The sequence below is a fragment of the Paeniglutamicibacter terrestris genome (assembly GCF_012271785.1).
Taxonomy (GTDB): Bacteria; Actinomycetota; Actinomycetes; order Actinomycetales; family Micrococcaceae; genus Paeniglutamicibacter; species Paeniglutamicibacter terrestris.
This window is the reverse complement of record NZ_JAAWVT010000001.1, coordinates 906,790-923,393: the sequence shown is the minus strand read 5'-3', so window position 1 is coordinate 923,393 and position 16,604 is coordinate 906,790. Positions and strand designations below refer to the sequence as shown.

The following is a 16,604-nucleotide window of genomic DNA, read 5'->3' as shown; positions in this document are numbered from 1 at the left end:
GGATCAGCCGTCGAGGTCATGTCAGAGGCATTGGGCGGCTACATAGAGACGTACCTCGAAGGCCGCATCGCAACCGATGATTGGACCAGGTTGCTCGCTGCTCACGATGCGAACAACGGCAGACCGGCCTACCCCATAAAGAAGACAGACCTTGCGGCACAGCTTCGGATCATTACAACACCGTTCGGCAGCCGTGGCCACCTGTTTGACTTGTCCCGCCCCCAACAGCGTCTAGTTGGCGAACTCCGTGACTTACGGAATGCGTGGGCGCACGGGGGCGATTTCGATGCTGCCGATTTGTTCCGCGCATTGGATACTTGCCTTCGACTTCTGAAGTCCCTTGACCTTGCAGATGCGGCTGCCGCGATCGTGGGGCTTATCCAAGAGTCACGAGCTTCGGCTCTTCAAGCTGGAGAATCAGGAAGTGCTGGACCTACTGATCCCATTCAGGTTCCGGAACTTGGTACGACGATGCCTGCTGGTATCGCAACACCTGCAAGTTCCACAACGAGTCAACATGACCCCTCTGAAATTGTCCTGTCCATGGAGGGAAAAACGAGTAACATTGCGCTGACGGTTTCGCACAGCACTTCCATTAACTACGCAACGGTGCAAGCGCGCTTCCCAATTCTTGACCGTGTTGAACTTGACTACACGGGTGCTGCGCCGATTTCTGTCCTGGTGGATGCGTCGCTTACGAGCGATGGCACAGCAGTTTCTACCATCGCTGAACGTCGCATGGATCTTATTCCTGGTAAGACGCCGCTTCATGATTTCGAACTTGAATTGGACCCGGAAGTCTTCTCCAAGATTGATTCCAGGCGGAGGGGCAAACTCGTTGTTCGAGTCCGGAAGGGGGATGAAGAACTTGCGGTATCCGCTTCCCCCGTAGACCTCCTACCTGGAACGCATTGGTCTGGAGCCGGGACACAAGCAGATGCAGAGCTCTTGGCCGCTTTCGTGCAGCCCCAACATCCACAAATCTCCAAGATTCTGTCCGACACCAGTGACTTGCTGCTTGACCGCACTGGCGATTCTGCGCTGGACGGCCATCAAGCTGGCCCACAGCGTGTCGATGCGATCGTTGAAGCGGTATTCGAAGTTCTCAGCAGCCGCGAAATCAGGTATAGCAACCCTCCTGCAAGTTGGGAACTAGCGCATCTGGGCGGCCAGCATGTCAGGTCCGCAGAAGAAGTCCTGAACGAGCGTTTCGGAACATGTCTAGATACTTCGGTCCTGTTCGCTGCCGTTCTGGAGCAGATAGACATCAACACCACCCTGTGGCTTGTCCCGGGACACGCCTTTATCGCCTATTGGCGATTTGGAGATCGACCGTTGCCAAGCACGAGCCTCGACGGCGAAGCAGCCGGAACCCTTTTCAATATGGTCAATGCGGATATCCTGCGCATCGTTGAAACCACTGCCCTGACCAACGAGAAGCGAGCAACCATTGAGGCTGCATCCGACGGGACCAAGCGCAAGCACGCCCAAGGCACGGAAGCCGCGGCGGCACTGGAGTTTGTCATTGATGTCATGCAAGCTCGCCGCAGTGGTATTTTCCCGCTGCCTGTACGAAGCCTGGGGGAATCCGGCGATGTCACGGTGGTGGAATACCGCCCTGCCGCTTCGCAGACGCTGGCAGATTTTTTCAAGGAAAAATCGGCACGCCCGATTGCGGCACCTACGGGCACAGGTGATGTTGTTCCGCCTCGGGTGGTTCAGTGGAAAAACGGGCTGCTGGACCTCTCGCTGCGCAACAGGCTTTTGAACTTTACTCCTGGCGCCCGTTTCCCTCTCGCGATCCCTGACAGCGCCGTGGCTGGCTGCGAAGACCTCATCAACGATGGCAAAGCCATTGAGTTGTTGCCGGGAGATGCCATCGGCGCGGTGGATCTGGAACGTTACAAGACCGGCGGCTTGCTGCCGATCGAACGCCGAGTGGAAATGCTGCTTTCCAAAGGCCAAGCTTTCACCCAGGTTTCAGCCGCGACCTACAAGACCAAGCTCCGAAAGATGGCCGCTGACGCCAAGACCATCGTGGACCAGAGCGGGGCAAACAACATGTACCTGGCCATGGGAACGCTGTCGTGGTCTATGGACGGCAAGGAACTCAGATCTCCACTGATCTTGATTCCGGTGTCCCTGCAGCCGGCCGGCCGAGGTGGGCATTTCCGAGTGGTTCGTGATGAATCGGGTACCTCGACTCCGAACTATTGCCTCGCCGAGAAGCTGCGTGAACAATTCAGCCTGAGCATTCCTGCCTTTGAGAACCCGGAGCTGGACTCCTCGGGAATTGATCTTGAAAAGACGTTCGCCGCGGTCACCCAGGCGATCATGGCTGCGGATTTGCCGTTCCACGTGGAACAGACGATTGATCTTGCAATCCTTCAATTTGCGAAGTTCCGCATGTGGAAGGACCTTGACGAAAACTGGAGTACCTTTCTCAAGGCCCCGCTGGTCAAGCACCTTGTGGAGACGCCAACGAGCGGGTTTGCCGATCCAGTCAGCAGCGACGAACTTGATGAAGCTACGGATCTCGACGACCTGGCATCCCGTCTGCCGGTAGCCGCGGACGCCTCCCAGCTTGAAGCTGTGGCATCGGCCGAACGCGGGCGGACATTTGTGTTGGAAGGCCCTCCGGGAACCGGAAAGTCGCAGACCATTACCAATTTGTTGGCGCACGCCATGTCATCCGGGAAAAAGGTACTCTTTGTTGCCGAAAAGCGGGCGGCCCTGGAAGTGGTCCGCAAACGTCTCAACGACGTCGGGCTTGGGGCCTACGCGCTTGATCTTCATGACAAGGGATCAAGACCAAACGCGGTGCGCAAGCAGATCAAGGATTCCATCGATCATCTCGTTTTCGCAGACGATCAAGGCATGCAACTGGTAAAGAGCGATCTGCGCGCAGCCAGGCGAAAGCTAGCTTTCTACGCCTCGCAAGTACACGAGGAGAACGCCGCCGGTTACTCCGCCTATAGTGCCAACAACAGCATCCTCGTCGTTGATGACGATATTCCTGCGCTACCCGTGACTGAACGCTTCGCATCGGAAACGGATATTGCCGTCATTTCCGCAGTCCGTGATGCCATGAGCGAATTGCTGGAGACTGCGGAGTTTGCCCACCCCCAGAAACACCATCCCTGGGGATTCATCGATGCGCCGGTGGACATGGATGCCCAGACCGCCGTTCTGCAGGCAAATGTCGTCCTTGGTTCTACGCTGTCCAATGCCCAGTACCTGCTGGGAAACGAATCCGCGGGCAAGCTACTGTCATCCGCCACAGAGCCGCATCAGCTCCGTCTTTCCGCCCACTTGATCGGTGCACAGATGCCGGTGGCCATCTTGGATGAGGTATGTAGCGACGGCTGGAACCGGCGACTCGATGCCCTGCAAGCCGGAGCCGCAAACTTGGTCGGGACCATGGCGTGGATTCCTGTGACGGTGGATCCAAGCGTGTTGCTCGTCGACCACACCGTCGCCCGTGATGCCGCCGCCGAAGTGGAATCCTCAGGATTCTTTGGGCTCGGGCGCAACAAACGACGACTGCAGGTAATCGCAGAGCACTTTGGTGATGCCTGGCGTGGCAGCGAAGAGGACGTCAAAAACCTCGTATCCATTGTCGGCGGTCTGTCGGAGGCCAGAGCCAAGTGTGCTGAGCTCGTCGCCGGGCTCAATGAAGTCGCAGGAATCGAACTGCACGCCGCATGGAACCCATTCAATGTCCACGACCTTGAAAGCCTTGCTGTACGCCGTGCTGAACTCACGGAGCTGGCGTCAACGCTTCCCCGCGGTGCATCGAAAGAAGCTACCACCACGCAGCTTGAGGTCCTGCGCGCTGTTCTCGCGGAACCGCTGCAGGACGCACAACATGTAGCAAAGGAACTCTCCGCGATAGCCACTGCTTGGGAGGATCTCAACACGTTGCTTCCCGGCAATGCAAACGGAACACAGACTTGGGCTGGCGAGCAGGGCTTCCTGGACCGTTTCGCTGCGACACGTGCCGAACGCGAAGTCGCCGGTGTGGCGCTTCGGGGACTCAACCGGTGGGTGGCGTTCATTTCGGCCTTGGAGATCCTCCGGGAACACGGATTGTTCGGTGCCCGTGAGGCCCTCCTGAAGGGGGAATACCCGGCAGAGGACGCCTTGCGCGGATTCATGCGGGGAACTGGAGAGGCAGCATTGCGTGAGCGCTTGGGTGCCAGCGCCCTGGATGATTTCAGCGAAAGCGCGCACCTTCGGAACATTTCCCGGTTCACGACTGCATCGAAGGATATTCGCGGCCACTTGGTCAGCGCACTACCGGCCCAAATCTCAGAGCGTCGAGCTCCATTGCTGCGCAAGGCAGACATCCGGATGGGCGAATTGCAGCGGCAGCTCAATCGCCGCAGCGGCGGCCAAACGGTGCGCCAACTCATGACCAACTACGGGGACCTGATCACTACCATCATGCCGTGCGTATTGGTGAGCCCGGATTCCGCGTCAAGGTTCTTCCCACCGCGTGCGGGACAGTTTGACGTGGTGGTTTTCGATGAGGCCTCACAAATAAGTGTGGCAGATGCGATTGGCACCCTGGGTCGCGCCAATTCCGCGGTGGTGGTGGGGGACAGCAAGCAAATGCCGCCCACGTCGTTCGGCGGCACTGCGTTCGACACGGAATCCGCGGACGACGATGTTCCCGTAATAGCTGATGAAGAGTCCATCCTCAGTGAATGCGTCCAGGCCCGCGTACCGAGACAGTGGCTCTCCTGGCACTACCGCTCACAAGACGAGTCACTGATTGCCTTCAGCAACCAGCAATACTACGAGGGCAAACTCTCGTCCTTCCCTGCACCCCGCAATGGCCAATCCGGGGCAGGAAAGAGCGGTTATGGCATTAGCCTCGTGCGCGTAGACGGAAAGTTCCATCGCTCAGGTGCCGGGGCTCTGTTGCGGACCAATCCGATTGAGGCCGAGGCAATCGTGGCGGAAGTAAAACGTCGATTCGACAAGTCGCCGGGGGAGAACCCCTCCATCGGAGTCGTGACGTTCAACGTCCAACAAAGAAACTACATCGAAGGCCTCATTCGGGACCTTGCCGATGACCGGCTAACGGAAGCATTGGACACTGACGGAGAGGGCCTGTTCGTAAAGAACCTTGAGAATGTCCAGGGGGACGAACGCGACGTGATTCTGTTCTCGACAGCGTTCAGTGTCAATGAGGCCGGAAAGCTGCCATTGAACTTCGGTCCGCTCAACAACTCCGGCGGCGAAAGGCGACTTAATGTCGCCGTGACGCGGGCCCGGCGCCAGGTCATCGTGTTCTCCAGTTTCAACCCCGAAGACTTGCGAGCCGAGAACTCGACGTCTATCGGCATCAAGCATTTGCGTGCTTATCTTGATCTTGCTGCCCAGGGTACACGGATCCTCAACGACGGATCGCGCCGAGCGCTGGCGGAAGACCGCTATCGGGACCAGATCGCCGGGCAGCTCCAGGACCAGGACCATATCGTTGAAACTAACGTGGGGCTTTCGGAGTTCAAGATCGACCTTACGCTCTCGACCAAGGAGCGTCCTGGGGAGCCACTAGTGGCTATTCTTTTGGACAACGAGCCGTGGGCAGAACGTAAGACGGTAGGGGACCGTGACGGCCTTCCGGAGGAAGTCCTGCGCAACCTTCTGGGTTGGCGGTCCGTGGTGAGAATTTGGCTGCCTGCCTGGCTACAGGATTGTGCTGCGGTCCTGGAACGCGTCACCCAAGAAGTCCAGCGTGCCGACAAGGAACGAACAGCCGCGGAATTGCAACGAGAGCAAGAAGAAGAGGCCGAAAGCCAGCTCCATGGGGCCGGTGGTGAATCCGAAGCGGGCGTCGTGGAAGAAGTCGACCAGCCAGCGCCACAGAGGATCGACACCGAACCGGTTGAACCATCGATTGATATCGATCCGGCGGGAACTATCGTTGTGACCGACCCGGACACTTTGCTGGAAGAACCCATTCAGCTGGGCTCGGGTGGATTCAGATCGAATACCGCGGTGGTGGAGGTCGAGGACTTGGCTCCGGCCATAGAGGCAAAGGTACGTCCCCACAGCGCATGGAATCAGCGAAATGTGGGTACCCTTGACGAACTCGACGAACTTGAAACCCGCCGTGCACGAATGAAAGCTTCGGAGCTGCTGAGCGAAATTGCTGCCGCGGAGTGGCCTCTGCCTGTGAAGCGGCTGTCGAAATTGGCCAATGGCTCGTATGGGCTTTCTAAGGTCTTGGCTGCACGTGAACAAGCAATGGTCGTTTGCTTGGACCGTTCGACATACGTTGTGGACACCGATGGATTCGTCTGGCCGATGTCTATTGAACAAGTCGAGTGGATGGGTTGCCGGACCGGTTTCGCGGACAATGGGTTGGCCGTGACTGACGTCAGCCCGCGAGAAGTTTCGAATGCGATGTGTGAGCTGGTCGCGAAAAATGCCGGCCTTGATAGCGAGGGCCTCAAGAGGGAAACGATGGCCTTCTTCGGCTACAAGCGTTTCACCACGGGTATTTCCACGTGGCTGCAACAGGGTCTGGAGCTAGCCGTTCGGGAGGGCCGCCTGAGGACGGTTAACGGCCAAATCCTTCCGGGTTGAGTTCAAGCCCCGGCACAAGGTTGCCGTCCTCCAAAAATGGGGGACGGCAATCTTGTGCCGGGTGCCCGGGGATAAGCCCTCGAACGGAGAGTTTGCCAAGTCTGCCTTGGTTGGAATCCGCCGGTCAATGAAGCTTGCAGCCGAAGACCGGCCGGTACATGATAAGAAGTTTTGGGTAGGGAAATGTCGGAAGAAACCACATTAGTTGAATCGGTAATGGCCTTGGCTGCCGGAGCCCTGAGCGAGCATGTCGGCGAGTACCTCACGGGGGATCGGCACTCCGCCGAGTGGCATGAGCTCTCTGAAGCGCTCTTGTCTGACGAAGAATGGTCGAGTCAACCGACAGAGCTATACGATGTTCACGGTCTGCTCGCCCTTTTCTCCCTGGAGGTGCCTGGATACGGTCAGATCTTCGAAGTGTCCGGTGGCCAGCTAAGAAGAATCGAATCTGTCGGAGCCATGCTGCGGGGCTGGAATGGTTCTTACAACTTGATGGATGCTTCCGACGTCGATGTTCTTTGTGAACAGCTGGGGGACCTGCTGCTGAGCTTCAACTTGAAAAATGCGGCGTCGGAGCTGCGGACGTTGATCGCCGAGGAAGCCGTCAGGTCGGCAATTACCTCGAATGAGTCGTTTGAAAGAACGCCCGGAATAAATGACCTCGGGGTGGCTGGGCTCGGTACGCCGCCAGATCCGTCCTCAATTCGGATTGACATTCATGCCAGCAACGTCCTGACTCCAGAAACTCTCAGGAGCTCGGAAAACAAATTTAGCGCGAAGCACATGGTCGAGTGCGTGGAAATTCGAAGCCTTGAATGGTCGGGTTCCGCAACTCTGGGCATCAGCTACGTTGCAGGTGGGCGAATGATATCGGAGCCCCTCGAACGCGTTATCCAGGTGGAATACGGTGTAACTCGGGTGGACGGGTTTGCCATCGAATTTGATCCCAGAGAACTCGACGATATGGCTCCAAGCTTAGACGGCCAGTTGGTTGTACAACTCAGGCATGGATCATTGGTGGTCGCGGAATCGCGGCAATCGGTCCAGACTCTCGCTCCATCCCGGTGGCAAGGGGCGAGCGACACTATCGGTGCGGAGAGCCTGGCTGCGTTCGTTCTGCCGCAGGATCCGGAAATTCAAAAGTTGTTGGAGTCTGCGAATGCCATATTCACGCAACAGACAAATTCATCGATTTTCGATTTCTACTCCGCCGTGGATGCAAAAAGCGCTGCCGAACGAGTCGACCGGATCGTGGAGTGCATTTACGAGTCGGTCGCGCGGACTGACATCAGCTTGATCGATTCAAGTCCATCCTGGAGTGGTACGCCGTCGGAGGGAATCCCCATGGGGACCCCGACGGACGTTCTCGTTGGACGTCGGGGGACCCGGATGGACATAGTCCTCACTCTGGCCGCCGCTCTTGAGGCCGCTGGAATTAATTCCGCTCTCTTCCTGGATTCCAGTCGAGTATTTGTGGGTTATTTCCGAAACACAAGTCGTTTACGATTGGCTTCAGGTTTCGATTTCAGCGAGGCATTGGCAAAAATGCACAACGACTCCCTGAGAATCATTGATCCAGTGGGAATGACGTCGAGTGCCAGAGCCTCAATCATGGACGGTGCCGCTCAGGTCCGCTGGGAGATCGCGACGGCCGGATCGCAGACGCAACCCCAAGACACCAGGGTTGTCTTGGATCTTCAGGCGGCGCGACTGGCTGGCATATTCCCCGCGGCAGGGGTGGTGGCGAATGGTCGAAACGCGAATCGAGTAGCCAGTTACACGTCGATGCAACAGAACTTGCTAGGCAAACCGCAAATCACCGTGGCCTTCAACAACGCTCCCATTAAGATGCCCACACTTGCCAAGACGGCTTCGCGATTGGGTACAGCGCGGGCCGTAGGAGGCGTCGGTCAGGCATCACGGGTGGAGCAATGGAAGAAACAATTACTTGACCTGACATTTCGAAACAAACTCCTCAATTTCGCTCCGCGTGCGAGATTCCCATTGGCTGTCCCGGGCGATGCCTTGGCTGACTTCATTGAACTCTTGGAGAACGACAAACCATTTGCGTTGGTTCCGTCAGATCAACTCGATTCTGGCTCGACTGCTGAAAAGTGTGTAACCGTTTCTCAACCGCACGCCAGGCGCAGACAGTCACTGGTTAATGCGCGACGGATACAAGTGCCACTGGCCGAAGAAAAGTACGTCCGACAGCTGCGCAGCATTCAGGGGGCTGCCCAATCAGAAGCTCAAGAGGCCGGGGCGAATAGCCTGTTCTTGGCGGTTGGGACCTTGCGATGGATCTTGGGCTCGAGCACGTATGTATCGCCATTGATACTGGTTCCGGCTGCCTTGTCGACGTCGAGCGATGAGCAATTCAAGATAGAAATTGACTCTGCGGGCACCGTGCAACCGAATCTATGTCTCATGGAAAAGCTCCGGTTGGAGTTTGGCATCGAGACGCGTGAGTTGACGGAAGCCTCAACAGGCTCCGAGGGCTTTGACATCGAGGGCTTTTTTGCCGTATTCCGTGGAAAACTGAGTGCGGCTGGAGTGCAATTTGAGATTGAACGAACCGTAGACCTGGCCAATCTGCAGTTTGCGAAATTTAGAATGTGGAAGGACCTCGACGAACACTGGACGCAGATATCTAGAAACACGGTGGTCAGCCACCTGATGCAGGGAAAAGCCAGACCTTTCGCCGGTGATCGGCGCAATCGATTGAAGCAGCAAATCGTCGATCTTGATGTGCTGGCGGAAAATTGCCCGCTGCCGGCAGACTCGACGCAGCTGACGGCGATCTCTCGAGCTGTGAATGGTGAAACCTTTATTCTGGAGGGCCCTCCAGGAACCGGTAAGTCGCAGACCATCACCAATATGATTGCCGTCGCCATGGCGCAAGGTAAAAGTGTTCTCTTCGTGGCAGAAAAGCGGGCAGCTCTCGACGTCGTCAAGCGTAGATTGGAAGCCGCCGGACTCGACAAATACACGCTGGATCTTCACGACAAGCATGCCAGGATTTCGCACGTACGACGACAAATAAGGGTCGCCCTGGAACACAAGGGAGAAGGCACTGCAGGAATCGACGCGGGGCTTCCGGAGCAACTGCAACAGGTTCGGAGTGAACTGGCTACGTATGCCAAGAAACTCCACGAACCGAATTCCCTTGGTTTTTCGCTGTACAGCGCGCGGACGCAGCAACTAGCTATCAACGATACGGTTGTGGCGTTGCCGATCCCTGAACAATTCGTTCGGCAGCGTGGCGCACAAAGTGTTCAACGGCTGCGCCAGCAGCTAGACGATCTCGCCACGACCGCGGCGCCTGCAAAACCGGCTGTAAGACACCCCTGGGGCTTCCTTGGCACGTCCGTTCCCGACAGCTCGCTCTCAGGGATTTTCAAGGCTGCCGAAGCCTATTCCAAATCACTGGAAGACATCGTCTCCAGCGTTTCAGACCCTGATGTCGTTCAAATCGTCGAATTAAGTGTCACTCCGGGGAACTTCCGGTTGATTGCCAAAGTCTTGCGCGCCGGAGTGCCGATTCGGTTACTGGACAAAGTTTCGATTCCGAACTGGCAGGAAAAAACGCATTCATACCTATTGCGCTTCGAAGAAATCCTGGGTATGTCTTCCCCCATGTATGAAATCTTTACACACGAGATCCTTGACCTTGATCTCGACAGGCTCGTCTCAGACGCTGAAACGGCAGTCCAGAGCGGTTTCATGGGGATCGGCCGCAAAAAGAACGTGCGCGCGGTCATCGAATCGTTGGGAAATGCCTGGAGGGGGATGCACACGGATGAGGCCACCATTGTTGTGTCCTTGCGCAAGGCACAGACGTTGCATCGGAAGATCCAAGACCTGCGTCGTGACATCAACGCACACAGCGGATTGGAACTACCCGACGATTGGAGCCCCTTGGACGCCCAACACTTGGGCGATCTGAAAGGACGAGTTGAGAGCCTCACGGAGAGCTCAAGAACCTGGCAGGCGTTGAAGAAGTCTGAGAAGCTCTCAGTACTTGCACCAGTCGATCGACTCGTAGACAAGAGCAACGCTCGGCATCGGGCAGCTGATGATTTGCTTGCATTTGCCGCGAAGTGGCAGGACCTTCTCGAGCAGATCCCGGGCACGCAGGATGCTGTAGATGTGTGGGCAGCGGGACGTCCGTTGGCAACTAGCTGGTTCAAGACCGACTGGGAACGGCGCACCGATTGGAGTGGTGAACGTGACCTGCGAGCCTGGAATACCTTCCAACATGCACTGAAGCCGATCCATGACGCGGGGCTCGAACAGGCAGCCGATCTCTTGCGCACCGGGCGTTACCCGTTAGAGAACGCCGTAGTGGGTTTCGACAAGGGGCTCGCAAATGCCTTGGTCGCCGAGCGCCTAGGTGCGACCGAACTGAAAAGGTTCAATCCCGTGGATCACGAACGGAAGGTCCAGGCCTTCAACCAACGATCCAAGGAAATGCGCCAGCAATTGCGCAGAACTATTCCCGAGGCAATCATACGGAACAGGAACATCGCCTCGGCAGACCACAAGAGCCGGGCAAAACTGTTGAGGCAGGCGATCAAACCCGCGGGTATGGGCACCAGAGAGCTGATGGTTACCTTTCCCGACGTAATCACTCGCGTAATGCCCTGTACTTTGGTGAGTCCCGACTCCGTTGCCCGGTTTTTTCCTGCCGAGGCTGGAATGTTCGACTTGGTCATTTTCGACGAAGCTTCACAAATCCGTGTGGCGGATGCATTGGGAGCCATGGGACGAGCAAAGGCTGTTGTGGTCGTTGGTGACAGCCAGCAGATGCCACCGACATCCGTCGCGATGTCCTCTCTTCAAGACGAGAATGAGGGACTTGATGAGGTCGTCATGGACGAGGAATCAATCCTGCGCGAATGTGAGCAGTCCGGAATCCCCAGGCTTTGGTTGTCGGGTCACTATCGAAGCCAGTCTGAATCGCTCATTGCGTTCAGTAACCAACACTTCTATGAAAACCGACTGACAACGTTTCCGGCACCACGCGTTGATGGGGGCGAAGAGCAGGAAGCCGGATACGGTATTAGCTTGGTCAAGGTGGACGGACGCTTCTACCGGAGCAATGATTCCGGCATCGACGCCAAGCTCAAGCGCACCAACCCCGTCGAAGCGCGTGCCATCGTGAACGCCGTTAAGCTGCGGTTTGCAAAGTCTCGGAACGATGTGCCGTCCTTGGGCGTCATCACCTTCAACGCCCAGCAGCGTGACCTCATTGAAGGCATGCTCCGGGACGATGAAAATAGCCGACTGGAAGCGGCGCTCGAGGGTGATAACGGGCTGTTCGTCAAGAATCTTGAAAATGTGCAGGGCGACGAACGCGACACCATCTTCTTCTCGACAGCTTTCAGCCCCGATGAAAAAGGGATCCTGCCCCTGAACTTTGGGCCGTTGAACCACGCGGGTGGAGAACGGCGACTCAATGTTGCGGTAACCAGGGCCCGCAAGGAAGTGATCGTGTTTTCGAGTTTTGCCCCGGAACAGTTGCGTGCCGAGAACTCCGAATCGGTGGGTATCAAGAGATTGCGTGACTATCTCGACGTGGCGCAAAAGGGAACCAAGATATTGTCGAGCAATACACAGAGCGCCCACCGGGTCGACCGACATCGGGAGCAAATTGCGGAGCAATTGCGGGCGCGAGGATTCTTCGTTAAGACGTCAGTGGGATTATCGAATTTCAAGATTGATCTCGTAGTTTCTTCACCTGAACGACCGGACAAGCCGCTCGTTGCGATCCTGCTGGACGGAGAAGACTGGGCGGAACGAAAAACCGTCGGAGACAGGGACGGACTTCCTCAACAGGTCCTGGAGGGTGTTCTAGGCTGGCCCGCTACCATGCGCATATGGATGCCGGACTGGCACAGCAACGCCAACGCTGTGTCCAACCGGGTTCGTTCCAAGGTAGCTACCGCATTGCGCGAGGTTGGGCGCAAAGAAGTTCAACAGAGGCGGTCGGAAGAGGGCGTCTCCGTCGAGCCGTCTCCAGTCGAGAAGCGCGTCGAAGTCCTAGACGACGTGGACGTGAACCGTCAGCATCCTTTGACTAGGGAACAGAGACGGATTCCCGCCGGAATGGAGCCGCTCTTCTCCGAAGATCTTCTCGCCGGCGGAGGGCCTTCAAAGGGTATTGAATCCAGACCGGATGCCGTCCTGAACGTGCAGGAGCAGATGCACGAGCGAAAAGATGCCGCCGTGAGCGCATTCGAACCATGGCGACCAAGAATTGCTGGTAGTCGAGCAGAACTTGATGAGCTTTCGAGTAGAAAAGTCGCGGGCCGTGCCTGTGCGCTGCTCGGTGAGATCGTCGATGCTGAATGGCCAATCAATTCCAGCCGGCTCGGCACACTCGCCAACCGGGCATTCGGTCTGTCCAAGGTTTCAATGGCGCGCGAGCTAGCGATCGTTCGACTTCTGGACCGTACCAAATACAAACGCGATTCAGAAGGTTTTGTGTGGCCCAAAAGCATCGACTTTGGCCGGTGGCGGGGATACCGGACAGGTACGGTTTTGTGGCCTGACATGTCATTGGTCCAGATCAGCCCCACGGAAATCGCGAATGCAATGGAGGCGATTTTAACTGTCAATGGCCCAATGGCTAGGGATGATCTGTTTAGAGCGACGGCGCTTGAGTTTGGTGGCAGACGTCTGCCAACAAGCTGGAGTGCAACTTGGGTAGATAAAGGACTCGACGTCGCACGACAGCGGAAATCTATTCGACTCACTAACGGCTTCTACCAACTGGTGCAGTAAATGCGGTTCCGCTCCTCCGGCTTCTCATTCCCCCACCGCGATGGAAGAACACTCCTGCAACGAATGCCCTGGTATCTACGGCGCATTTATGGTTCAAAGTTGGGCAAACGGAAACGGGCGAACTGGTGATCTTATACGGCTGGAGTGAATTTCACTCATAGCGCGATTCATTTAGCGCGGCATGCAGTCAATGGTCGAAGGTTCAACCAGCCCCTGGCCTAGTATCTATAAGGGGGGCGATGCTGGAATTGCATGAGATTTCGCCTCTGTACATCGGCTAGATATTTATGGGGGAACCATGCCAGCAAGCGCGGTCGGGTTGAATATTGCACCAGGATCCGTAGTCCGGGTTCGGGATGAAGAATGGCTGGTAACAGCGACCGAACCTTCGGTGGACGGAACCCTGGTGAGGGTTCAAGGCCTGACGGAGCTGGTCCGCGATACGACCGCAGCTTTCTATTCGGCCCTCGACACGATTCATGTCGTTGACCCACGCATGTCCACTGTTGTGGCCGACGACAGCCCCGGGTACCGCAAGGCGCGGCTCTTTTTGGAGACCACGCTGCGCAAGACACCGACCCCGCAATTTGATGAGCACCTGACAGTATCCACCGGCATGCTCGCCAACCAGCTCAGGTACCAGCACCTGGCAGTACAGAAGGCGCTGGATCCAAAAAACATCCGTCCTCGCATCCTGATCGCGGACGCAGTGGGCCTGGGCAAGACGCTGGAGATCGGGATGATCCTCAGCGAATTGGTCAAGCGCGGACGCGGCGAGCGAATCTTGATTGTCACGCCCCGCCACGTGCTGGAGCAGATGCAGCATGAGATGTGGTGCCGCTTCGCGCTTCCGTTTGTACGGCTGGATTCTGCAGGCATCCAAAAGGTGCGGCAAAAGCTGCCGGCAACACGCAACCCGTTCACCTACTACAAGCGTGCAATCATCTCGATCGACACCCTCAAGAGCGCCCGATACCGCGCGCACTTGAGCAAATTGCGTTGGGACGCGGTCGTCATCGACGAAGCCCATAACGTCACCAACGTGGGTGTGCAAAATAACGAGCTTGCTCGTCTCTTGGCTCCCAACACGGAAGCTCTCATCCTTGCATCTGCCACTCCGCACAACGGCAAGAACGATTCGTTCGCAGAGCTCCTGCGTTTGCTTGATCCCACGGTGGTCCGCCCGGATGGTTCCTTCGAGGCCAAGGACGTTGAACGTCTGATCATTCGCCGCCACAGGCACAGCCCCGAAGTTGCGCAGGAAGTTGGTGCCGACTGGGCAGAGCGGAGCGAACCCGACAATCGCCTGATCCCTGCCTCCGGACCGGAAAACTCCGTTGCACAGGAGCTCTCGGCAACCTGGCTCTACCCCGAGCACGGTGCATCGCCCTATTCTGGAAACACCCCTGGACTCTTCGGCTGGACATTGGCCAAGGCCTTCCTCTCCAGCCCTGCCGCGCTAGCGGAAACCGTCAAGGAACGACTGAAGAAGCTGGATGGGAACCTAGCCTCGGAGGCCCGAGAGGTCGAAGCCCTCAAAGGGCTGCAGCGTCTTGCCGAAGCCTCGAACACTGGCGAATCAGCGAAGTACAACGAGCTCGTTGCTTACTTGAAGAGCATCGGGGTGAAGAAGTCGTCACCGATGCGCGCGGTTGTCTTCGCCGAGCGTGTGGCCACCCTCAAATGGCTCAAAGAGAGTCTCCCAAAGGCACTCGGGCTCAAGGCCGAGAACATCGAGATGTTGCATGGTGGTCTTAGTGATGTCGAGCAACAAGACATCGTCGATAAATTCAAGCGCGGTAACTCCGAGTTGCGTGTCTTGGTGACCGGCGACGTTGCTTCAGAAGGTGTGAACCTGCATTCCCAGTGCCACCACCTCATTCACTTCGATATCCCGTGGAGCCTGATCCGCATCGAGCAGCGTAACGGTCGTATTGACCGTTACGGGCAGAAGCACAGCCCGCAGATCACCACGCTCCTGCTGGATCCAAACGACTCACAATTCTCCGGTGACCTCAAGGTCATCGCCAGGCTCATGGAACGTGAGAACGAAGCTCATTCCGTACTTCAGGACGTCGCTTCGCTCATGGGCAAGCATTCAGTGTCCCAGGAAGAAGATGCCATCCGTGAGGTATTGCTTGGCCAGAAGAAATTCGAGGAAGTCGTCCACGAACCAGACGAGGTCGAAGGCTTGGACGCCTGGTTCAACGAATTCGACGTGGAAACGGAAGCAACGGAGCTGACCGCCGTCGGGGTCCCCGTCGCGACGCCCCTTGGCCTCTACAAATCGGACCTAGACTTCCTCGACGAGGCACTCACCCAGGCCTTCGCCGATCCGGCCAAGAAGATCGGATGGCAGGTCCACAAGGCCCACAGCATCGCGGAGTTGACGCCTCCGCGGGACCTCCAACACCGGCTCGGTCACCTACCGCAGGACTACCTTGGTGAACGCAACGTCACGGAGACGCTCAAGCTCGCCACATCGATTGACGCCGGTCAGCGGGAGCTAGACCGTGCGCGGGAATCCCAGGACAGCATGTGGCCCGAAGCCCACTTCCTGGGTCCATTGCACCCGGTCCTGGACTGGGCCAGCGATCGGGCCCTGGCGGAAATATCCCGCAGCCAGGTTCTCATCGTGCGTGGTGAAGTTGATGCCCCACAAGTACTGCTCATGGGGACGCTGATGAACAAGCGCGGCCAGGTGATTTCCAAGGCCTTCTACACAGTGGACTTCCCGAACCCGGCCAATCCGGACTTCCGGATCCCGACGCCGCTTCCGGACTTGGGAGCGCATCTGGCCGAGATCGGCCTTAGCGCCAGGGCCGCCAACCCCGGCCCCGTCGCCGACCTCAATGGTCTGCAAGCACTGATCCCGCTGGCAGTGGACAGCAGTGCCCAAGCCATGGAGCTGACGTTTGCGGCGGCTGAAGAAGCGGCTAATGCACGTCTCGACACCTGGCGCCAACGTGCACAAGGTTGGGAACAGCTATCCCTGGACCTGGCGCAGACCAACTCGGTTAAAACCCAACGAAAGCGGGTGTCCGATGAACAGAAGATCGTGGAGTCACTCGTGCCCGCGCAGCGGCTGATACGCCCGCTGCTGGTGATCGTCCCTCGCAACACTCCGGCCGCTGGCCTTTCGGAAGGAACCAACTAATATGCCGTCCTTTGACTCGATCATCGTCGGTGAAGACTGGATCAGCGAACATTATTTCACC

Annotated in this window: 3 protein-coding genes and 1 pseudogene; all 4 read left to right on the top strand. The window is 57.3% G+C overall.

Annotated features, from left to right (window positions below; translation table 11 throughout):
- Window positions 1-18: 18 nt before the first annotated feature.
- Window positions 19-330, top strand: a pseudogene (locus tag HED64_RS20250) (Swt1 family HEPN domain-containing protein); the annotation flags it as partial.
- 630 nt (window positions 331-960) lie between these two features.
- Complete coding sequence (locus HED64_RS04070; RefSeq protein WP_342590648.1) at window positions 961-6,600, top strand: DUF4011 domain-containing protein; 5,640 nt, start codon at window positions 961-963, stop codon at window positions 6,598-6,600.
- 183 nt (window positions 6,601-6,783) lie between these two features.
- Entirely contained in the window at window positions 6,784-13,386 is a 6,603-nt protein-coding gene (locus HED64_RS04065) for a DUF4011 domain-containing protein (RefSeq protein ID WP_168150777.1), read from the top strand.
- Between the two features lie 298 nt (window positions 13,387-13,684).
- Window positions 13,685-16,543 carry a helicase-related protein gene (locus HED64_RS04060; protein WP_168150776.1) on the top strand — a complete coding sequence of 953 codons (2,859 nt, stop codon included), beginning with the start codon at window positions 13,685-13,687 and terminating at the stop codon, window positions 16,541-16,543.
- Window positions 16,544-16,604 lie beyond the last annotated feature (61 nt).

Coding starts and splice junctions, on each gene's coding strand:
- HED64_RS04065 (WP_168150777.1), top strand. CDS start 6,784: ATGTCGGAAGAAACCACATTAGTTGAATCGGTAATGGCCTTGGCTGCC.
- HED64_RS04060 (WP_168150776.1), top strand. CDS start 13,685: ATGCCAGCAAGCGCGGTCGGGTTGAATATTGCACCAGGATCCGTAGTC.